We start from the raw sequence: 22,036 nt of genomic DNA, 5'->3' as shown, positions 1-22,036 counted from the left end.
AAACATAAAAAGCATCCTACAGGGATGCTTTCTATTCATACAAATACTATTTTTATTTTAAGTTTTCCAAAATCTCTTTCCTCTTAATTTTTCCATTCTCCGTTTCCATAAATTTAGAAACATAAAAAACTTCTTTAGGTTTTTCATATTTATCTAACATTTCAAAAGAGACCTCATCCGAAGCTTGTTTTTCGCTTTCGATAACAAGAACTAATTTTTCGCCTAAAATGGAATCGGGAATACCTCCAACGAAAAATCGAGAATGGATTCCGTTTGACAGTTTTTCTTCAATTTGTTCGGGAATCAACTTGATTCCGCCACTATTAATGACATTATCAATACGTCCCAAAAACACAAATTGATTCCCATTTATTATTTCGACTAAGTCATTGGTTATAATTGACTCTGAAGAAACTTTTGGAGCATCAATAACAAGGCAGTTTTTTTCGTTTTGCGAAATTTGGACATCAGGTAAAAGAGAAAAAGCCTTATCCCCTACTTTTTTTGCGGCAATATGTGTAATTGTCTCGGTCATACCGTAGGTTTCGTATACCTCTGTACTCACTTTTGAAAGTTTTTTTTCAAGAGGCTTGCTCATCTTAGCACCACCAACAATCATCTTTTTTACATTTATCAAACCACCTAATGAGTTTTGCGCCTGTAACGGAACCATAGCCACAAAATCATATATTGTATCATTATTAGCTAAAGGATGGGAACTTGGCGCGACAAAATCAATATCAAGACCTAGAATAAAACTGCGCACGAGCATCATTTTACCTGCAATATATTTAGTAGGCAAACAATAAAGTGCTTTATCTCCGGGGCTCAGTTTAAAAAAATCACCTGTAGCCAAGGCGGAATTAACCATTGCTTGCTTTTCTGTCCTTATGATCTTAGGTTGCCCAGTTGTACCAGAGGTTTGTAAATCGATATAGGATTTATCATCAAACCAATCCAGCAGAAAATCTCCTATAGATTTTTCAAATTCATCGCCTTCTTTGATCAAACAATAGGACACTCTGCATAAATCTTGTTTATTTAGATGAAACCCATTCAACTTAAAAAGGTTATGTACATTTTTGTAGCTTAGATTCTTCATTAAAAATTTGTTTGTTTTTAAACATTACTTAACTTCTTTAACTCAATCTTACCAGTCAGTTTTTCCTTCCAACCGAACCACTGATATTTTTTACTAAAGATATATAGTATTATGGGGTAAATTACAATTACTGGCAAGATCACATCTAAACCTGCTTCGGGCTCTGAAATATCCTTAAAAATAGAATGCGTTTGAAAGGCAGACCAATCAGAAGTGATTAACAAAGCGCCTATTAAATTGTTTGCCGCATGAAAACCCAAAGCGAGCTCCATTCCTTCATCCATCAAGGTAATTATCCCTAGAAACAAACCCGTACCTATATAATAAACAAAAACGATATTCCCCATTTTCAGGACTTCGGGATTAGACAAGTGCATCCCTCCAAAAATAATTGAAGTCATCAGCAACGGAAACCATTTGTTCTTGGCCAGGTTGGCAAATCCTTGCATTAAATATCCCCTAAAAACATACTCTTCAGTACTAGTTTGTATTGGTATTAAAAGCGCACCGATAATAACTAATATAGTAAAAGGTATTGGTTTAAAATTGATTATAAAATCACCAGGGCTTGTAAAGTAAAAAAGTAAAGTGGAAACAACCGTGAAAATTGCCCATAAAGAAAATGAGAAAAAAAATCTAGACCAGTCCATTTTTTTTCTAGAGGTTGTAACGGAAAGTATGGATTGATTGTGAAGGTACCGAACGACATAATATACACCTACTAAAGCAAAAACAAAAGAAATAAGAATCAAAAACAAGGTCACATTAGGTTCTAAAGGATGCATTATGTCCTCATTATTTGAAGAGTATGAATCCCCGTTTATCAATTCTTTATATTGAAAACAAACTAATAGTGGAATCTGTCCAATAGTAGACGCTAATATGATTATCATGGAGCCAATCAAATATTTCCAAAACTTGTTTTCTGAATTAACCCCTTGTTCTATAAACATTTATTTTTATTTAATTATGCCTGCATTTGGACTTTCAAAGCCTATTTTTGTTCGTTCGAAAATAACCTTTTTATTGCATTCAAAAAAACAAAATTCATGATAAAAATATACCATAATCCACGTTGCGGAAAATCAAGAAGTTGTTTAGCCTTTTTAGAGCAGTCTGAACAAGACTATGAGATCGTAAAATATCTCGAACAGCCACCTACTGAACCTGAAATAGTTTCCCTCTTACAAAAACTGAATAAAAAACCATTGGAATTAGTTCGTCAAAAAGAAAAAATTTGGGTAGAACAATTCAAAAACAAATCGATGAATGATGATGAAATTATCAAAGCCATGGTTTCTAATCCAATTTTGATTGAAAGACCAATTTTAATAAAAAAAGACAAAGCTATCATTGGCAGAGAGTTAGATAAGGTGATTGCATTTATTTAAGTCTTACTTAACTTAATTTAACAACTTTTGTGATTTGTCTTTTAAACTATATGCGATTTTTGCAGTCTTATTAACATATAATCAAAACTAAAAACATAATGCGTCATACATTAAATTATTATTTGACCTTTACATTGTTCTTCACATTCTTATTGAGCGTTGCTCAGCAAAGATCAGGACCGGCTGTTGAAAAAATAAAAATAACAGGAACCGTTATAGAGAAAATGGGCAAGCAACCTCTCGAATATGCTACAGTTACCATTATTAACTCAAAGAGTGCGAAAGTAGAAGCTGGAGGTATCACAAATCCAAAAGGAGAGTTTACTATTGATGTGACCCCTGGCGTATATATTATAAAGTTGGAATTTATTTCTTTCAAATCAGTGCTACTAAAAGACCAAAACCTAAAAAAAAGCACCAATTTAGGAATTGTAGCTTTAGCGGAAGACATTTCGCAATTAAATGAAGTTATAATTCGTGCAGAAAAATCTACTGTTGAGATAAAACTGGATAAAAAAGTATACAATGTAGGACAAGATATGCTTGTAAAAGGAGGAACGGTAAGTGACGTATTAGAAAACGTACCTTCTGTATCTGTTGATATCGAAGGAAACATAAGTTTGAGAGGTAGTAACAATGTTCGTGTTTTCATCGACGGCCGTCCTTCAAACGCCTTAAATATGGCAGAGGCCTTGCGCCAAATTCCTGCTGACGCTATTGATAAAGTCGAAGTAATCACAAATCCATCAGCCCGTTATGATGCTGAAGGTGGAGCCGGAATTTTGAACATCATATTAAAAAAAGGTAAAAACCGAGGTTTTAACGGATCTTTTATAGCCTCTACAGGAATCCCTGAGACCTACGGAATAAGTGCAAATTTAAATTATAAAACAGAGAAGTTGAACTACTTTACTTCTACTGGTTATGATTATAGGACTAATGAAGGTGCGGGTTTAACCGATTCACAATACTTCAATCCTGATGGTTCCGTGAGTAACTACATTTATGAAAATCGTGACACTAAGAGAACTAGAAAAGGTATTTCTACAAAAACAGGAGTAGAATGGACAATTACTCCTACTACTTTCTGGACTAACTCTATTAGTTACAGACAAAATAGCGGTAAAGACGAAGATTTAGTTACTTATAATGCATCTGACAGCAATAAAGATTTTACTTCGACCAGCTATCGTTTAAACGATGGTAACGACAGCGGAAAAGACTTTGAGTTTTCCTCTAACTTCATCAAAAACTTCGATGACGAAGGTCATAAATTAACCGTTGACGGATCTTTTTCTAAAAATAAAGATAATGAAGATTCGACCATCGATGGTGTCAATCTAACTTTCCCGGATCAAAATACTTTTGGCACAACGCTTAATAATGAAATTCAAGAACAATTTCAATTTCAAACTGACTATGTTTTACCCACTGGTGAAGGAAGTCAATTTGAGGCGGGATATAAGGGAAATTTCAATACACTGAATAAAGATTACGCTATTTTCTCTAGTGATAACGGAAATAACAAGGACAATTTTTTATCTAACACCTTAGAGTACAAAGAGAAAATCAATGCCCTTTATACGCAATACGGTTTCAAAGTAAATAAATTCTCTTATCTATTTGGTCTACGTTGGGAGGACACTAATATAGATGTAAACTTATTGGAGACAAATGAGTACAATAATAAAAGATACAATAAATTTTTCCCTAGTGCTTTCGTAAATTATGAAATTTCGTATCAAAGCAACATTGCTTTAAGTTATAGCAAACGTTTGTCGAGACCAAGAGGTCGCTTTTTAGACCCTACTCCTAATGTATCGAGTAACATCAATATCTTCAGAGGTAACCCAGATTTAGATCCTTCATTAACAGATAAATTTGATTTAGGATATATCAACCGTTGGGACAAAGTAACATTCAATACTTCTATGTATTTTGAAAACACGGTCGATGTGTTCTCTTTTGTACGTTATGAAAGTGGTGATTTTGTAAATGGTACGCCGGTAATTCTTAGTACGCCAATCAATATCGGAAAAGAACAAAGATTTGGATTTGAATTTACCTTGAATTATTCTCCAATCAAAAAGTGGAAAATAAATAGTAGTTTCAATCTCTTCAATACCAAAACAACAGGAGATTTTACATATATCAATTCAGAAGACATTGCAATTACTAAAAATCTTGATAACGAGGCTTTTTCATGGTTTGCAAGAGTCAACTCTCGACTAACATTACCTTACAAAATTGAATGGCAAGCTAGCGGAACGTACTCTGGCCCGAGCAATACAGCGCAAGGAAGAGATTTGGCTTTATATGCCATCAATACTGCTTTCAGTAAAGACATATTAAAAGATAAGGCTACAGTAGCTTTTAACGTAAGTGATATTTTTAATTCACGTAAAAGGAGATCTGAAACAAATTTAGCAAGTGTAAGTAACTATAGTGAATTTCAATGGAGAAAAAGACAATTCAATTTGTCGTTTACCTATAGATTGAATTCAAAGAAAACGGACAGGGATAAAAATGCCCCTAGAAACAATGACGATGACGGCGGTGGATATCAAGGATAATAAAAGGTTTAATTAGGTTAATTAATTCACTATAAATTCGGGTTCGTTTAGTTACGCACCCGTATTTTTTTGTCTGAAAATAAGGCATAAAAAAAAGGACTCGTGTAAACGGGTCCTTTTTTTAAGTAACGATCAATTTAAACTGATTGTTCTTGCTTCTTTTTATCTCTTTTTTCTTTATATGCTTCCCAAGTTGCTCCACCTACCCAATAGGATACGAAAGTAACTAAAAAAAACATTAACCAAAATCCTAATGTTAGGATTGATAAAAAAAGTAAAAAGCCTAAGTACTGTGAAAATTCAAACATGTTTTCCGGAATTTTTGAATGTAGCCACAAATGTAAGGGTAATATTTTTTCGTCGCAATAAAAATCCAAATCAATTTTCATAAAATAGTATTTATCCGTATTTTTGAGCACAATTAAGAGGATTTTGTACTGATTTTTGCAGGAGCTATTCCCGCTATTCGTTTCAATCCAGGTAAAAACCTGGGATTTCCACTGCTATCAGGGCTAAAAAAAAAGTTCGAACAATAAAACACCATTACAATCAATGGAGATTAAACAAAAAAAAAGAAACACATAAATAAACACTAAAATGAAATTCAGAATAGAAAAAGACACCATGGGTGAAGTGCAAGTTCCAGCTGACAAATATTGGGGAGCACAAACAGAACGTTCTAGAAACAATTTTAAAATAGGTACATCGGCTTCTATGCCAAAAGAAATTATTGAAGGTTTTGCTTATTTAAAAAAAGCGGCCGCTTACGCCAACTGTGATTTAGGTGTTCTACCAATAGAAAAACGCGATGCTATCGCAGCGGTATGCGAGGAAATCCTTGCCGGTAAGCTGGACGATCAATTTCCATTAGTTATCTGGCAAACAGGTTCAGGTACACAAAGTAATATGAACGTTAACGAAGTGGTTGCTAATCGCGCCCAAGTGCTCAAAGGTTTTGCTATTGGCGAAGGCGAACAATTCATTAAAGCCAATGATGATGTGAACAAATCACAGTCTTCAAACGACACCTTCCCTACAGGAATGCACATTGCTGCGTACAAATCGGTAGTGGAAATCACCATCCCGGGAGTGGAGAAATTAAGGGATACTTTACACGCTAAAGCTACCGAATTCAAAAGCGTAGTAAAAATTGGCCGTACACACCTTATGGATGCTACTCCCTTAACTGTTGGTCAGGAACTTTCAGGATATGTAGCCCAATTAAATTATGGCTTAAAAGCAGTTAAAAACACCTTAGCTCACTTGTCTGAAGTGGCATTAGGAGGAACTGCAGTAGGAACTGGTTTGAATACACCTGCAGGTTATGATGTAAAAGTAGCGGAATACATCGCTGAATTTACCGGACACCCGTTCGTAACAGCCGAAAACAAATTTGAAGCACTAGCTGCTCACGATGCAATTGTGGAATCACATGGCGCTTTAAAACAATTAGCAGTTTCCTTGAACAAAATAGCTAATGATATCCGTATGCTTACTTCGGGACCGCGTTCAGGAATTGGTGAATTGATCATTCCAGAAAACGAACCTGGTTCTTCAATCATGCCCGGGAAAGTAAACCCTACACAATGTGAAGCGTTGACGATGGTTTGCGCCCAGGTTATGGGAAATGATGTTGCTATCACCGTTGGTGGAATGCAAGGTCATTATGAATTGAATGTGTTTAAACCGCTTATGGCTGCCAACTTCTTGCAATCGGCACGTTTGTTAGGAGATGCTTGCGTTTCATTTGATTTGCATTGCGCTCAAGGAATCGAACCGAACTACAAAAGAATTGAAGAGTTAGTATCTAATTCATTGATGCTAGTTACGGCATTAAACACTAAAATAGGATATTACAAATCGGCCGAAATTGCGCAAACCGCACATAAAAACGGAACCACTTTAAAAGAAGAAGCGGTACGTTTAGGATATGTAACTCCGGAAGATTTTGATCTTTGGGTAAAGCCTGAAGACATGGTGGGAAGCTTGAAATAAGCATCCAACTTCATACAATGACAAAGCCTGCGACTTATTTAAGTTGCAGGCTTTTTTATACTTATCCCTTTCTAAAATAAGGCCACAAAAAAAGCCTCGAATTTCTTCGAAGCTTTTGTTTTCTGGGTGGAAGACGGGGCTCGAACCCGCGACCCTCGGTACCACAAACCGATGCTCTAACCAACTGAGCTACAACCACCATTTGCTTAGCGGTTGCAAATATACAACATAAGTTCACTTCTGCAAATAATATAATTAAAAAATTATACCAAATTTAGATCAAATCCCCTAAGCTATTGACTGCCAAATATCTTTCAACAGTAAAACCTTCGGCGTGATCTACTCCAGCCAGCCTTCCTAAATCTCTTGAACGATAATTCAGGCTTTCTAAGAAATCTAGATACTTATTTACGAGTATTTCATAGGTGAAAATTTAGAGGAAAATAGTTCTTCTTATACGAGTGTCACAAAAGTGTCACAAAATGAGTTATAAATTTAAACATTTGCAAAAAGTTAAACTGCTAACGGCAGAGTTGGAATATCATTCTTCTATGATAACAAAAGGTATCGCTATTTTAATGGTAAAGCAATTGATACAGATTTCCAACCAAACACGTATAGAGAGAACCTAAAGGACAAACAACTCGCATTTATGTACTATGCTTTCTTAGAAAAACTAGAAAAAGGATGGCGTCCTACTAAAGTGTTCAAGTCTAAAGTAATTAAACCAATTGACATCAATCTCTACGAAGCTATTACATCAGCAATGGGGCAAAAAATGAAAATGGAATACAGCAATCGCTACAAAAAAGATTTAACTTCTGTAAACAAAAAAATTACAGAATACTTAATCTTACAAGATTGGATTTGCAAATAAAAATTACTGCTTGTTTTTTAGAAATCTAAAAAATTTTGCTTTTTTCTCTACTAATCTATCGTCGTCGTCGTAGCCATAATTATACCCGTAGCCATAATTATACCCGTAGCCATATCCTTTGGAGATGCCCGCTTTATTAATTACGTAGGCCATATTTTTCAATTTTCCTTGAATTTTTAAATCTAATGAATAGGCCAATAATTTTTTGTCGGTATAGTCTGCTTGGGTAACATATACCGTCAAATCTGATAATTGAGAAATTAAAAGAGTATCTGTGACCAAAATAGTAGGTGCGGTATCTACAATTACATAATCATACTCATTTTTCAAAATGTTAAGCAATTCCTCAAAACGCCCGTTTGATAATAATTCAGCTGGATTTGGAGTTATAGAACCTGCAAAAATGATATTTAAAAACTCATTATTAAAAGCCTTTTCATTGATTAAACTTTTCCAATCTGTTCTTGCGTCATGTAAGTAATTAGACAGACCAATTCGGTTTTTAATAATATTTAAATACTTATGTAATTGTGGATTTCGCAAATCAGCTCCTATCAGTATTACTTTTTTATTCATCGATGAAAGTGTTAATGCTAAATTTATAGAAACGAAAGTCTTTCCCTCTCCCTTTATTGAAGAAGTCACGAAAATTACCGGGGATTCGCCATTAGTTTTAATAGGCATTAAATAGGTAATATTAGTCCTCAACATCCTGAACGCCTCTGCTAGTATGGAACGATCATTAGTTTTTATGATATGTTGGTCTTTTTGAATAAAAGGAATCTCTGCTATTACCGGAATCTCTGGAACTAATCGATCAAAATCTTGTCTACTATGAATTTTAGTATCTAAAATTTGGACTATAAAAATTATAATAATTGGAATAAGTAATCCCAAAAACAAAACAACTACGTAAATAACATCTTTCTTGGGAGTTATAGGCTTATAACTTGAAATAGCATAATCTACTACTTTAATTGAGGGTGTTGTAATCGCTTTTGAAACAGAGGCTTCCTCTCGCTTTTGAAGCAAAAATAAGTATAGTGTTTCTTTAATGTTTTGCTGACGCTCAATGGAACGTAATATTTTTTCTTTGGCTGGAATACTACTAAATAAACTGGCATTATCCTGTTTTAATGACTTAACATTACTAATGGAAACAAATAGTTGTTTTTGTAATACTTTGATAGAATAAAGTATATTTTGCTTAAGCTTAATCAACTTCTCTGAGAATGATAATACTAAAGGATTTTGCAGCCCTGCACTTTGGAGGACTTTATTTCGTTCTAAAATTGTCTTATTGAAATCTGCAATTAATAAATTAATGTTTTCATTTTTAATGTCAAGATTAGAAGGTAATAATTCAAAATTTTTATCATTTTCAAGGGTTTCCTCTAATAAATTAGCTAATGCCATTTGAGTTTCTAAACTGAAGTATTCGCTATCATTAATTGATTTTCTAGATACTGTTTCCTTAGCATCTTCTGGTAAATAACTTAAATCATTCTCTTTCTTATATACTTGCTTATTATTTTCGATTGAATCTAATTCACTAATCAAATAAACGAAACGTTCATTAACAAAATCAATTGTACGTTGCGAAATTAATTGTCTATCAACAACACCATCTTTATTGAATTCATCAATAATTGCATTAATAATTGCTTCCGATTTGTCTTTGTTTTCTCCGTTAAGTACTATAGAAAGTAATTCACTTTGTTTAGCTGTACGGACTAAATTTATACTACTGGATAAATCATCTAAGACAAATGGCAGTGGGATTCTATTAACTGTAAATTGCCCTTTAACGTATTTTTCGGGAACCACTTTATCCGCTAGAACCAATATGAAAGACTGTTCTGACACTACATTTTTTTTGCCAAATTGAAAAGTCTGATTGCTTAATTTATCATCTGAAACTATTTTATATCCCTCTTTTTCAAATTCAATAGAAAATTCAATTTTTTTTGGATTAATTTTATCTTGAGTGTTCAACCAAATTACTTTAAAAGGACAATTCCCCCAAAGTTCTGAACTTGTAATTTTTCCATCAATATAATATCTCGTACTTAAATTTAAAGCTAATGCAACGCGACTTAAAAGTCGTTGCGATTTTATAACGCCTATTTCATTATCTAAGTTTACTTTGTTACTTGACAATAACGAATTGATATCACTAGGCAGACCCATCTTGCCTTGCGTATTGTCTAAAATTTTTATTTGTGCAGTAGTTTGGTAAATATTCTTTGAATATCGTAGGTAAGTAAAGGCGATACTAGTACAGATAAATAGACTTAAAATAAACCATCTCCAATAACCTAAATATTGCAAAATAGTTTCTTTGATATTATCTTCGGATGTTGTTTTCAATTTTATATTTTCCATCAGAATTAGCGAGTTAACAAAACAAAAGAGGTTAATAAAATAGAGATAACCGAAAGTACCGTAGGAGTGTTACCTATAAAACCTGTGCTTTTCACTTTTACATTATTGGGATAAACATACACAATATCATTTTGTTTGATAGTGAAGTAAGGAGAATTGAACCAATCCGTCTTGGTTAAATCGATTTTATGGTATTTTCTTATACCATCTTCTTCACGAATTATAACGACTTCTTTTCTATTGGCCTCGGCAGTAACATCACCTGCATAACCTAAAGCTTGCGGTAATGATATATACTGTTCTGTATAAGCATAGGTTCCTGGAGTTTTTACCTCTCCAAGTACAGTGACTTTAGCATTTAAAATTCGAACATTAACCGTTGGGTTTTTCAAATGCCCTTTGGTTTCCAGAATAAGTACTAATTCTTTTTCTAAATCATCTTTTGTTTTGCCAGTTACTATAATATCACCAAGTATAGGGAGAATAATTTTACCATCTTTAGAAACTATATATCCATTTAATTTCATTAAATCAAGACTTTGAACAGCGTTTAAACTTGATATTGAAGAATTATATGGATTCGCTGTTTCCGGATTTAATGCACTTATTTTTACATCAAGAATATCATTTATTTGTATTTTAGGAAATGCATAGTTAACAGAATTTTGTTGGCTTACTTGAATATCTTGGAATAAAATAACATCTTTTTTAGATGCACAAGAGGTCAAAACCCCTAGTGTCATTAGTAGAATAGGACTAAATCTGCTGACTATATTTTTCATTTTAATGGTAGTTGATTGATTATTTTTATAATTAATTTGATTTGACATTTTCATCATTTGCTATTTCTAAACGTTTAATTCATTAAATTTTGAATTCATACTTATAAATTCAGGAATAATACTTTTCATTTTTAAAACAACTGCATTTTTATTTGAGTTTTTTGCTAAAGCGATCAAATCATCAATCTGTTCTGATAAACTTGAATATTCCATGCAACTATCTTCTACTATCAATATTTTTTCGTTGTGTGTTGGCAATGTTTTTGAAGACTCATTGAAAAGTTCTTCGTATAATTTTTCTCCAGGACGCAATCCCACGATTTTAATCGCTATATCCTTATCAGGAACCAAACCTGCCAATCGTATCATTTTTGTAGCAAGATCTATAATTTTTATAGGCTGTCCCATGTCAAAAATAAAAATTTCCCCTCCATTCCCTATTGCACCAGCTTCGAGCACCAATTGGCAGGCTTCAGGAATGGTCATAAAATAGCGAATAATATCTGGATGTGTAATTGTTATGGGACCTCCACTCTGTATTTGTTGGGTAAACAAAGGGACAACAGAACCATTAGAACCTAATACATTTCCAAAACGGGTTGTAATAAATTTTGTAGTTATCGTATTTCCCCCTTTTGAGTTAAAGAATAAAGATTGGATATATTTTTCGGCAATCCTTTTACTAGCGCCCATAACATTGCTTGGATTGACTGCTTTATCAGTAGAAACAAAAACAAAGTTATTTACACCAAATTCAATTGATAAATCTGCCGTGTTTTTTGTACCTAAAACATTTGCAAAAACCGCTTGAGCCGGATTATCCTCCATCATAGGCACATGCTTGTAGGCTGCAGCATGAAACACAACTTGCGGACTAAATTTTTTAAAAACGTCACTCAAGGTGTCTTTGTTTCTGACATCACAAATAACCGTTTCTATTGTAGTATTTGAAATAATATCTTCTAGTTCTAATTTTAAAAAATGCAAAGGTGTTTCAGCTTGATCTAAAATAATTATTTTGTCAGGGTTAAATTCAACTACTTGTCTTACAATTTCACTTCCTATAGAACCTGCTGCACCAGTAATTAAAACTGTTTTTCTTTTTAATTGGTTAAATACAGGATTTTTATCCAGAACTATCTTATCACGCTCTAATAAATCTTGCGTTTTAAAACTTAAAGCTCTTTTTGAATTTTCTATTTCCTTAACGCCATTTGCAACTTTTGGAGCTGTGTGACCCTTTGAGTTAAAATCTGAAAATATGTCACCTCCACTTAATCCATCTGCTTTTGAGAGCTTGTTTTCATTAATCGTATTTGACTTGACGTATTCCGAGCAAAGGATTAAAGCTATTTTTTTTCTTAAATTTAATATTGAACTATGCATAATTTTCATAAAAATATTTTTATTTTTTTTTTTATAAATGAGGCCGAATATCTTTAATCGAATTAGAGTTTAAATTTTCAAATAACTTACTTTACTACATATTTGTATCAAAAACATAAATATTAACCTTAATAATTAAAATACCAAGATTGATCATATTTCAATTTTAACGAGTAACAAAACTGTCCCAGTCTAATGTGCGTAAATAGTCTATTTTTTAGAAATATGTATTGTGTCTTATTTATAAATAATGTAATTCATTTTATAAATAAACACTTTATACCCTATAATTGTTTTACTCTTAAACTACAACTTTAAAAAGCTCAACCTTAAAAACTTTACTAACAACAGCAGCAATACGTTCACACTCTTGCTCGCTTAAATTAGATCCTGATGGCAAACATAGTCCGTTCTCAAATAATGTTTCCGCAATTTTATTTCCATAATACGGATAGGATTGAAAAATAACTTGCAAATGCATCGGTTTCCAAAGAGGCCGGGATTCGATATTATCTTCTTCAAAAGTAAGTCTTAATGTTTCGCGGGTAATCCCATTTGTTTTTAGAGGATCTATAATGATAGTACTTAACCAATAATTAGCAAAATAATCTTCATTTGGAACTGAAAAAACAGTGACCCCCGGAATTTCTTTAAATAATGTTATATAAAATTTGTGTATTTTTCTTCTTAAAGCTACTCGAGAATCAAGGACCTCCATCTGCCCACGACCAATTCCTGCACAGATATTACTCATGCGGTAATTATAACCAATTTCTGAATGTTCGTAATGTGGCGCAAAGTCTCTGGATTGAGTTGCTAAAAATACCGCTTTATCTTTTTGTCCCTTCGTTTTTGATACAAGAGCTCCACCACCAGAGGTAGTAATGATCTTGTTTCCATTAAAGGATAAGACACCAATATCACCAAAAGTCCCACACTTTTGCCCTTTATAACTACTCCCTAAAGCCTCTGCACTGTCTTCAAGTATAGGAATAGAATATTTATTTGCTACTGCTCTCACTGCTTCAATTTGATAAGGCACTCCATACAAATGAACGGCAATAATGGCTTTTGGTGTTTTTCTTTTTTCTATTCTGTCAACAATAGCTTCTTCCAATGCAATCGGGCATAGGTTCCAAGTATCTAACTCACTGTCAATGAAAACTGGAATTGCCCGGAGGTATAAAATGGGATTTGCTGAAGCTGCAAAAGTAAAACTCTGACAAATTACTTCATCATCTGGTTTTATTCCTAATAAAATAAGTCCGAGATGAATTGCTGCTGTACCCGAATTTAAGACGCTAACATGGGATTGATTTAACAAATAACGATCAATATCATTTTCTAATCCATTAACATTTGGCCCCAAAGGAGCTACCCAATTGGTATCGAAAGCTTCCTTAATAAATTTTTGCTCGGATCCTCCCATGTGTGGAGAAGATAACCATATTTTTGAACTTTCCATAAAATTAATCTTTAGTTATAACTAACACTACTTCTTTACATAAATGAAAAAAAGTCGAATCAGATTTAATATTATTTTCGATGACCATATTTGGTGTACTAACGTTGTTAGCGCCAATACTTATATTGGGAATTGTCACAACATTTAGACTAAAAAAGTTTGCACTGCCCACCTTCGTATGTCCTGATAAACCAATATTTAGGATTAAATATATTATTGTCTCTAATAATTGAATTATGTCCGATAATTGATCTACTGTTAATAATATTGAGATTACCAATTACTTAATAAGGTCGAATTTGGGTATATGCACAAAAATTATTACCAAATCCCATCTTTGAAGTTCTGAAAATTCTCTAAGTGTGATTGATAAAATTTGTGACCTTTTTTAGGTTTTTAAAGAGCTTAAAAAGTCATCTCCAATATTAACCAAAAGAATATAATAGTAAACTAAAACCCTATCTAAATCGTAGATGTTTCTGTCTAAAAAATGGGGTACGGTATACCAATACAATTTTTATAAGCATAATAAAATCAATCTATTTTCCTATATAAAGGAAAAAAGGTATTATCTTCAATATCTAGTTTATCCATACCTTTTGATAATTTAAAATTAGATGTTTTAGTAACTAATTGATCATAAACTTTTTTGTTCAAAATTTTCCTTCCAGTATAAAAATCAACTACATCATTAGGAAAAAAGCCTTTTTTATATTGAAATATCCCATCTTCAAGACTATAGCCACCTCCTAAAATATAATGCTTTTTTCCTAGGGCTCTTGCCCAATTTAAAACTTCAAATTTAAGAAAGTCATTGGGTCTTTTATCAAAATAATTTTCATCCGTTCCTCCAAGAAAAGAATAAATTGAATCTTTAGAAATCAAAATCAATTCCGATGAAATAGGAATATCTTTAAAATAAATTGTACAAATTGCTGAATGCTTTTCATTGTTGTTTATAAATCTTTTAAATTCCTGAAAAGAATATAAAAAACTTTTATTTGTGTCTCTTCTTTTCATTGTTTGAATATAAATATCATAAAATTCAGAAATTTTTATATCAGATATATCCAAAAAATATACTGCGCTGGTAAGATGTTCTCTTTTAGCCTTATTTACATTTTTTCTTACTTTACGATCAAATGCTATCCATTGATCCTCTTTATCGATAATATTTCCTTTAATATTATGCAATGATGGGAACTTTTCTCCAGAATAATGTTCTTGATTTCCAAAAAGATTGAATCTGATAAATTCAGTTATTACATGATTATCAGTATACCATTGATCAATCAATTCCCAAAAATCTAAAATATCAGATTGAGTTATGTTATTAGAAAAAATTGGACCCGTATATCCGTAAGGCGTTATAAAATCGTAAAAGATTGTTTCTTCTTTACCAATAACAATCGGTTTCAAATAACCTGGCATTATTGCACTAGCATTATTTTTAGATGAAAAATAAAAAAAACAAATCAGGTTTTTTGTTCCACTACAAAAAACATCTATGTATTCTTTTAAAAAAAAAGGTTCCGAAACATTTAGAGTTGAAAGTGAAAATTCGTAATTTTCAATACCTTCTTTTGAATCTAATTTAAATATTTGCAGCATTTAAATTTTATTATAATTACTAATAAAAAACATAAAAATTTGTTCATTTGACAGAACACACCTTTAAAAAAAGCATACCTGATAAATAATTGATTATATAAAACCCGTTGGGTGTAATTAAATTATTTGTGTTTTGATATTATTTATTGGTTTCTCAAAAATAAATTTATTGATGAATTGCACCAAAGTTAATGCTGTTATTTTTGCTAAAATCCTTGTTTTAAAGCCTTGAAAAGATTTCGCGTAATTTCGTCTAATCATAAATTGGTCGCATAATTGAGAGAACAATGTTTCTATTCTTTTTCTTGATTTTCTAAAGATATAAGGTTGTGGTTTATAGTTTTTTTGATTCATCCTTTTTGGTGTTTCTAATTTAACGTTTACCGTTTGAAACACATCTAATTGTATACTTTCAGACAAATACCCTCTGTCTCCAAGCAACACACAATCAGACATTTGTTGTTTTGTATTTTTTAAAAAATTGATGTCGTGAACTTCTGCTTTAGTAATGTCTAAAGAATGAAAAATACGGAACAAACTCCGTGAAGTTTATAGCCATAAAACCAACTGTTTTGTGAAGCACAAAATCCTTTGCTAGGAGCAGTCTCGAATTCATTTTTACATATTTTAATTCTGTTGTGTCTTGAGAATTTACAAATTTCTAGAGGCATACTATCCACTATAAAATAATCTTCAAATTCTAAAAAACGAGAAGCCAATTTTGTTCTAACTTCTTCTGAAAAGAAAAACAATTTTCTTTTTCTTTTATTGAACTGACTACGCTCAATTAGATTAGGAATTTCTTTGGAGTTAATCTGTTTAAAAAGTGAGTTTTCACTATCAATAGACATAAATTCAGCAGTTAAACTCAATGCAACTACTTCTAAATCAGACATTTTTTGTTTTCTGCCAACATCTGATTTGAATTCTAATTCACAATTCAAAGAACTTAAAACTTCTAAAACTCTTAAATAATTTTTTATTATATTTGAGATAGATATTGTTTGTTTTGCGACTTCAAGATACTGAATTTCAGTATTTTGAACAATATCTAATCAATATTTTTTACCTCAAATAATTACACCCAACGGGTTATATAAAATATAAATAGGAACAAATACGACAAGTTTTGTCTATTTGAATTAAATGATATTGTTGTAATGTAAACGTAAAAGAAGAAAAAGCATAGGTAATTTATTGAGGAATTTATTGAGATAGTTTTATGTGCTAAATTTATTTTTTCATAAAAAAGATCTTTCCCCTATATAATTATTGAAAGATATTAAGCAAAAGAACTACTTATTTTATGTTTAATTTATTAGAATTATTTAAAAAAGTTTTCATGGGGCATATCATTCTTACTGAAGTGTCCAAATCTGTTATTTCAAAATTTCCGTTTTTAAGAAACTCCGTATCTTGATTAGTGATAAGAATATATTTATATAATGGCATTTGGTTTATGTAAGTCAAATCATGAATTAGCATGGTTGTATTATTTACGATAGTCGCTATTTTCACTTCATTAAAAAACAAACTATTGAATCCATTAAAATCTTTTTTAAATATCATTTCATCAGACAAGCTCTTATATTCTTGATTATTTATTAGAAAAATTTGTTTCCACGTAGTCGATTTATTCATTTCAAGTCCTAAATTTTTATACCATAAAAGAGCTCGTTGATTTGACATAAATACATCTAAAGTAAAATATTTAAAATCTGTTTTGTTCAACAAATTTAAACTTTCAAAAAGAAAAATTTTCCCTAATCCTTTTCCTTGGCAATTTTCACTTAAACAAATATTATTGAGAAAAATGATATCATTAAATATTTTAAAATGAATAACACCTTCTATAGTGCCATTTAGCCTAAGAGTAAAGATATAATTGCATCTAGGATCTACTACGATTTTTTTTAAATATGATGGAAAATTAGTATCAAAATAAATTAAATGATTATTTAACTTATTATTTTTAGAAATTAATTTATGCAATTCAATCAAAACGGCGAGGTTTTCATCAACCTTGTTGTAACTTAGTATTTCCATTTTTTCTTTCATCATCTAAATTTTTCATTATGGATTCCGGATTCGAAATTGCGTTTTCAGAGATTATTACTTTCAAAACTGTTTTATATAAAATCTTTAAGTCTTGCTTGAAGCTTAAATTTTCAACATAAACAACATCTAAAGCCAATCTTTCATCCCACTTTAGAGCATTCCTGCCGTTTACTTGAGCTAAACCTGTAATTCCAGGTCTAACGGTGTGTCTTAAACGTTCTTTATCTGTGTAAAAAGGAAGGTATCTTATAACTAAAGGCCTTGGCCCAATAAGGCTCATATCTCCCTTTATAACATTAATCAATTGTGGAATTTCATCTAATGATGTTTTACGGACAAAAACACCTACTTTGGTTAATCGCCTTTCATCGGACAAGAGATTGCCTTTATCATCTTTTTTATCGTTCATGGACTTTAACTTAATGATAGTAAATATTTTACTATTTTTTCCAGGGCGCTGTTGAAAAAAGAAAGGTTTGCCTTGGTTGGCGATGAATAAAACAATTATTACCAATATTAATAATGGACTCAATAAAATTATCAGGATTAGTGAAGCAATAAAGTCGATTACTCTTTTACAAAAATTCTTATACATACTTATTTATTCTTATTGGTAGTAAACTAATAATAAAAAACTGTATAAATTTTTTAGAACTACGCATTAATTCAAAATTATATCTTAGTAGCACATACAACCTTGTGAAATAGTTTTTAGTATATAAATGATATATTTTACTTTCAACAGAGTTAGGAGTTATAAATGCACTAAACTCTTTTATATGATTAAAATACCATCCATTTTTTATATATTTTAATCTCTCTTTAATTGCAGAAATAGAAATTTTGTTTACCTGCCCATAAGAATTATTAGCATGAATACGGTAAGTAATGTAGGCATTATTATCAATAGAAACTTTGAAACCGTTAGTTCTTGCATAAAAATAAACAAACCAATCATGAGAGAAGAGTTCCCAATCATAGTAATTGGTGTTCTTTAATATTTTTTTTAATCCTAGGCAAAAATCATTTGTAAAAACATAGGTGCAACCAGCGCTACCTCCTTCAAACAAAAAATCATATTTTTTTTGAGGATAGCTTTTGTTAATAACAGCTTTATAATTAGTGTTTTCATCCCATAAATTCAAGTTTGAAAAATATAAGCTTGACTGCTCCTTCCTAAGTATTTTACCTGCCTCAAACATTTTATTTGGAAACCAAATGTCATCTTGATCTGAAAATGCGATAAAGTCATATGAATTAACAAACTCGTCTGATAAGGACAGTATTGCATCTAGAAAATTACGAGGCGCATTCCCTGTTCCTTTTTCTCTTTTATTTATTGATACATTAGCATTCAATTTATATTTATTTAGGACTTCAATTGTATTATCCTTACTACAGTCATCGCATACCATAATATCTAAAGACACTGACTCTTGCTTTAAAATGGAATCTATTTGCTCTTCAATGTATTTAGCACCATTGTATGAAGCCAGAATTACAAGAATTTTCATTTTTGAAGTGTTAAATAATTAAATATAAATAGTATAAAAAAGATAGGTGTTAAAAAAAGCAATGTAGGTCTATTTGTTTCACTGTAGTCAAGTTTAGGGTTTAGCATTAAGTACAAAGTTAGATAAATTGAGAAGCGATATCCCATCACTGAATTTGAATAATTTAAAATCAAATAAGTTACAAAAAGTAATAAATAGGTGTAATTATAAATTACATCTTTTTTAAAACGAAATAAATATATGTTAAATAATACAAAAGAATAAAAATATATTTTATGAAAAATGCTTTGACCATATTCAGCTTCATTTTCGTAAGATGAAAATTTATCATAAAGCGCAAATAATTCAATTCTAACCAATATATTGAAAAATATAATAAATAAAAAACACATAACGAGTAATTTTCTGTCTCCTAATTTATTTTTAAATATGGAAAAAAAAATAACAGGTAATGAACTCAAATGCATAAGAAATAAAAGTGCTGTAGCTTTTAAATATATATTTTTATGTAAATAGTAAAAAGTAACCCCAGATAACATATATGCTGGGCCATTCCTATAGACTACATAAGCAAAAAAATAATAATATAATGAAAATATAATTATTCTATTGAACGTAGAAACATTATTTAAAAACGCCAACCAAAGAAAAAAAATAGTACTATAAATAAAACTAGATTCGGTAAAGAATGCTAAACTTTGTTCTTCAGAATAATACTTACAAAGCCAACTTCCTATTTGAAAAAAATAAGGTTCAGCAAAGAGCATTTTTAATGAAAATTCTGGTAAATCTAGATTAATTAAATAAAGATAATTATCATAATCTGCTGTTTTAGTGACATCAATTGAAAATTTTAATACATAAGATAGTATTACAAACAAGATAGCGAACAAAATTTTCAAATTTCTATCTTCGAAATATCCTAAAAGGAAATAAACACAAAAAAGTAAAACAGCAACAATTATCACTATTATTTAGAATTTTATTGGTAAATAATCCTTCAGTTTTTATATAAAATCTAAAAATACATTTACTGTTAATTTTAATGTCTTTCGTTTACTATTTGATAAACAACACATAACTTGAAATTTTAAGTGAATTAAGCGAGCTTAATAATAGAAAATTAATTATTTTGAATATAATATTCAATATTATTTAATTAGAAATAAAAGGAATATTAAAAATATATGTACAAATATTCTACTTCTTGTTAATATTTTAATTTCTTTTTGCCCATCACCAATATCAATTGAACTCATAACTTTAGGGTCTATAAATAGTATTAAAAGAATTGAGCCGATCATATTTATAATTTGGCTATATGAAACAAGTGTTAGAGATTTTTCAGGGTACCAAAAACTTAAGTAATATATAAATGTAATACCAACCGAAAATAAAAAACCTGAAATAAAAATACTGCCCGAAAATAATATTTTACTAATAAAGCCTCCTTTAGGCAAATCTTGTAAATTTTCAAGTTTCAAGTTTTCTACTAAATCTATTTTTCTATTCTTTCCCAAAACACGATTTAATAACATTATGACAGCAATCGAAAATTTGTAGGAAAAATTTTTAAATAAAAGAGGCAACAAAAGTAGTATTACAAAAACATGCGAATACAACGTTATCATCCAGACTAAATTCATATCTTTTACTGTTTCAGTATAATATGCCATCATGGGAATAAAAATTAAAACAAAAGCTCTTGCAGAAAATTGGAAAACATTAATTAAAGAAAAAAGGTATCTCAAATTTTTAATATCGTGTACATGAAATTTTAAATGATAAACAGCAACATCTATAAATATAGAAAATCCATAAGAAATGGCGGCTAATAAAAACATAATTTAATTTAAATGGATACCCATTGGCATCTCGTTTCATCGTAAATTTTAATAACTTTTGCTGGAGAACCAACTGCAATAGAGTTTGCTTGTATATCTTTTGTTACAACACTCATTGCACCTATTATAGACCCATCTCCAATTGTAACGCCAGGTAAAATGCATACAAACTCGCCAATCCATACATTCTTGCCTATAGCAACTTTTTTTGATTTTAAAGCTCTACATATTGGAGTTGAGTTTGGGCTACTTTGATTATCTCCAGAATAGGACCCATGACTATGATCAGAAATAAAAACCTTTGATGCTATCAATGTATTATCACCTATTGAAACGCTATCTGCAACTCCAATATGAACATAATCATTAATTTCAACATTTTTTCCTATGTCAAGTATAGGAGTACTAATATCAGAATTAATTATATCAATCCTTAAGTTAACTCCTGTGGTTAAGTTTTCAGCACCTCTAATCCCTTTTCTGCCTCGGATATAGATTGGCAACCTCACAATTCTTGCATTAGGAAAAAAAATAATTGTAAATATTTTATCTCTTATTAATTTTATATATCCCCAAAAGCCATATAATTTTATTTTTTCAATAATCATAAAATTTAAATTTGTTATAAATGAAATATTAGGATGGAAAAAAAAGTCATAGCAAAGTAAAGAATTTATTTTACTTTAAACTTCATCTTATAAACTGAATTTCTTTATTTTAGTTATAATTATTTTCTAAAACTTCGAATCCTCAGTCTAAATAATTAGATTTTAATGATTTGGTTATTTTATTTACTTATCAGTAAAAAAATTAGTTATGAATTAATTAAATAATATCTCATTTTTTTTATTTTTAAAAAAATAAATTGAAAAACCATTCATTCCTTTGTGACATGTAATGAAATTTTAGTCTTTTTGTTTTTTCCAACTATTTTTTATAGAATTTAAAAACACTTTCCCAAACACCATTCTAATACCCACAATACCACCCAAAAATCTCCATATAACTATAACCAAAAGTCTGTGTGGTTTTGATTTTTCAATCGGAACCGAA

18 protein-coding genes, 1 tRNA gene and 2 pseudogenes are annotated in these 22,036 nt (G+C 30.6%); 4 read left to right on the top strand and 17 right to left on the bottom strand.

Going from position 1 to position 22,036, the window contains the following annotated elements:
- Positions 1 to 52 precede the first annotated feature (52 nt).
- Positions 53 to 1,102, bottom strand: a complete 1,050-nt coding sequence (locus tag ACEN2H_RS01085; protein WP_441729633.1) for an AMP-binding protein — start codon at positions 1,100 to 1,102, stop codon at positions 53 to 55.
- Between the two features lie 17 nt (positions 1,103 to 1,119).
- On the bottom strand, positions 1,120 to 2,055 hold the full coding sequence (locus tag ACEN2H_RS01080) for a CPBP family intramembrane glutamic endopeptidase (protein ID WP_441729632.1): 936 nt from the start codon (positions 2,053 to 2,055) through the stop codon (positions 1,120 to 1,122).
- A gap of 96 nt (positions 2,056 to 2,151) precedes the next feature.
- Between ACEN2H_RS01080 and arsC the strand changes: the two genes are divergently transcribed.
- Complete coding sequence (gene arsC, locus ACEN2H_RS01075) at positions 2,152 to 2,493, top strand: arsenate reductase (glutaredoxin) (RefSeq protein WP_441729631.1); 342 nt, start codon at positions 2,152 to 2,154, stop codon at positions 2,491 to 2,493.
- A 98-nt stretch (positions 2,494 to 2,591) separates the two neighbouring features.
- Positions 2,592 to 5,066 (top strand): TonB-dependent receptor domain-containing protein, encoded by a 2,475-nt coding sequence (locus tag ACEN2H_RS01070; protein ID WP_441729630.1) that lies wholly within the window; start codon positions 2,592 to 2,594, stop codon positions 5,064 to 5,066.
- Between the two features lie 137 nt (positions 5,067 to 5,203).
- On the opposite strand, the gene ACEN2H_RS01065 is transcribed toward ACEN2H_RS01070, so the two are convergent.
- The gene (locus tag ACEN2H_RS01065; protein WP_441729683.1) at positions 5,204 to 5,455 is read right to left on the bottom strand and encodes a hypothetical protein; all 252 of its coding nucleotides are present in this window, start codon (positions 5,453 to 5,455) and stop codon (positions 5,204 to 5,206) included.
- Positions 5,456 to 5,663: 208 nt separating this feature from the next.
- On the opposite strand from ACEN2H_RS01065, the gene fumC reads away from it, so the two are divergent.
- Positions 5,664 to 7,061, top strand: coding sequence for a class II fumarate hydratase (gene fumC, locus ACEN2H_RS01060; protein WP_441729629.1), 1,398 nt, complete (start codon positions 5,664 to 5,666; stop codon positions 7,059 to 7,061).
- 124 nt (positions 7,062 to 7,185) lie between these two features.
- Here fumC and ACEN2H_RS01055 read toward each other — a convergent pair.
- Positions 7,186 to 7,261 (bottom strand) — tRNA-His (locus tag ACEN2H_RS01055).
- A gap of 74 nt (positions 7,262 to 7,335) precedes the next feature.
- Positions 7,336 to 7,458 (bottom strand): annotated as a pseudogene (locus ACEN2H_RS01050) (bacillithiol biosynthesis deacetylase BshB1); the annotation flags it as partial.
- Positions 7,459 to 7,713: 255 nt separating this feature from the next.
- Between ACEN2H_RS01050 and ACEN2H_RS01045 the strand changes: the two are divergent.
- The gene (locus tag ACEN2H_RS01045; RefSeq protein ID WP_441729628.1) at positions 7,714 to 7,938 is read left to right on the top strand and encodes a hypothetical protein; all 225 of its coding nucleotides are present in this window, start codon (positions 7,714 to 7,716) and stop codon (positions 7,936 to 7,938) included.
- Positions 7,939 to 7,941: 3 nt separating this feature from the next.
- Here the strand turns inward: ACEN2H_RS01045 and ACEN2H_RS01040 are convergent, their stop codons facing one another.
- The 12 genes and pseudogenes from ACEN2H_RS01040 to ACEN2H_RS00985 all read right to left on the bottom strand — a co-directional run bounded on the left by ACEN2H_RS01040 (position 7,942) and on the right by ACEN2H_RS00985 (position 21,591).
- Positions 7,942 to 10,323, bottom strand: coding sequence for a polysaccharide biosynthesis tyrosine autokinase (locus tag ACEN2H_RS01040; RefSeq protein WP_441729627.1), 2,382 nt, complete (start codon positions 10,321 to 10,323; stop codon positions 7,942 to 7,944).
- A gap of 5 nt (positions 10,324 to 10,328) precedes the next feature.
- Positions 10,329 to 11,153: a polysaccharide biosynthesis/export family protein gene (locus ACEN2H_RS01035; RefSeq protein WP_441729626.1), complete on the bottom strand. Its 825-nt coding sequence runs from the start codon at positions 11,151 to 11,153 to the stop codon at positions 10,329 to 10,331.
- Positions 11,154 to 11,171: 18 nt separating this feature from the next.
- The gene (locus ACEN2H_RS01030; protein ID WP_441729625.1) at positions 11,172 to 12,500 is read right to left on the bottom strand and encodes a UDP-N-acetylglucosamine 4,6-dehydratase family protein; all 1,329 of its coding nucleotides are present in this window, start codon (positions 12,498 to 12,500) and stop codon (positions 11,172 to 11,174) included.
- 292 nt (positions 12,501 to 12,792) lie between these two features.
- Positions 12,793 to 13,956, bottom strand: a complete 1,164-nt coding sequence (locus ACEN2H_RS01025; RefSeq protein ID WP_441729624.1) for a DegT/DnrJ/EryC1/StrS family aminotransferase — start codon at positions 13,954 to 13,956, stop codon at positions 12,793 to 12,795.
- A gap of 534 nt (positions 13,957 to 14,490) precedes the next feature.
- Positions 14,491 to 15,567 (bottom strand): GNAT family N-acetyltransferase, encoded by a 1,077-nt coding sequence (locus ACEN2H_RS01020; protein WP_441729623.1) that lies wholly within the window; start codon positions 15,565 to 15,567, stop codon positions 14,491 to 14,493.
- 117 nt (positions 15,568 to 15,684) lie between these two features.
- Positions 15,685 to 16,562, bottom strand: a pseudogene (locus ACEN2H_RS01015) (IS982 family transposase).
- A gap of 304 nt (positions 16,563 to 16,866) precedes the next feature.
- Positions 16,867 to 17,628 carry a GNAT family N-acetyltransferase gene (locus ACEN2H_RS01010; protein WP_441729622.1) on the bottom strand — a complete coding sequence of 254 codons (762 nt, stop codon included), beginning with the start codon at positions 17,626 to 17,628 and terminating at the stop codon, positions 16,867 to 16,869.
- Complete coding sequence (locus ACEN2H_RS01005; protein ID WP_441729621.1) at positions 17,585 to 18,220, bottom strand: sugar transferase; 636 nt, start codon at positions 18,218 to 18,220, stop codon at positions 17,585 to 17,587. Before ACEN2H_RS01005 ends, ACEN2H_RS01010 begins: the two co-directional genes overlap by 44 nt.
- Positions 18,213 to 19,139 carry a glycosyltransferase gene (locus tag ACEN2H_RS01000; protein WP_441729620.1) on the bottom strand — a complete coding sequence of 309 codons (927 nt, stop codon included), beginning with the start codon at positions 19,137 to 19,139 and terminating at the stop codon, positions 18,213 to 18,215. Before ACEN2H_RS01000 ends, ACEN2H_RS01005 begins: the two co-directional genes overlap by 8 nt.
- The gene (locus ACEN2H_RS00995; protein WP_441729619.1) at positions 19,136 to 20,107 is read right to left on the bottom strand and encodes an EpsG family protein; all 972 of its coding nucleotides are present in this window, start codon (positions 20,105 to 20,107) and stop codon (positions 19,136 to 19,138) included. Before ACEN2H_RS00995 ends, ACEN2H_RS01000 begins: the two co-directional genes overlap by 4 nt.
- Positions 20,108 to 20,290: 183 nt before the next feature.
- Positions 20,291 to 20,983 carry a lipid II flippase family protein gene (locus tag ACEN2H_RS00990; protein ID WP_441729618.1) on the bottom strand — a complete coding sequence of 231 codons (693 nt, stop codon included), beginning with the start codon at positions 20,981 to 20,983 and terminating at the stop codon, positions 20,291 to 20,293.
- An 8-nt stretch (positions 20,984 to 20,991) separates the two neighbouring features.
- Positions 20,992 to 21,591 carry an acetyltransferase gene (locus ACEN2H_RS00985; protein WP_441729617.1) on the bottom strand — a complete coding sequence of 200 codons (600 nt, stop codon included), beginning with the start codon at positions 21,589 to 21,591 and terminating at the stop codon, positions 20,992 to 20,994.
- Positions 21,592 to 22,036: the final 445 nt, after the last annotated feature.

Source organism: Flavobacterium sp. W22_SRS_FP1, from assembly GCF_052113685.1.
GTDB lineage: Bacteria > Bacteroidota > Bacteroidia > Flavobacteriales > Flavobacteriaceae > Flavobacterium.
The sequence above is the reverse complement of the archived record's forward strand: the minus strand, read 5'-3'. Positions and strand labels throughout refer to the sequence as shown.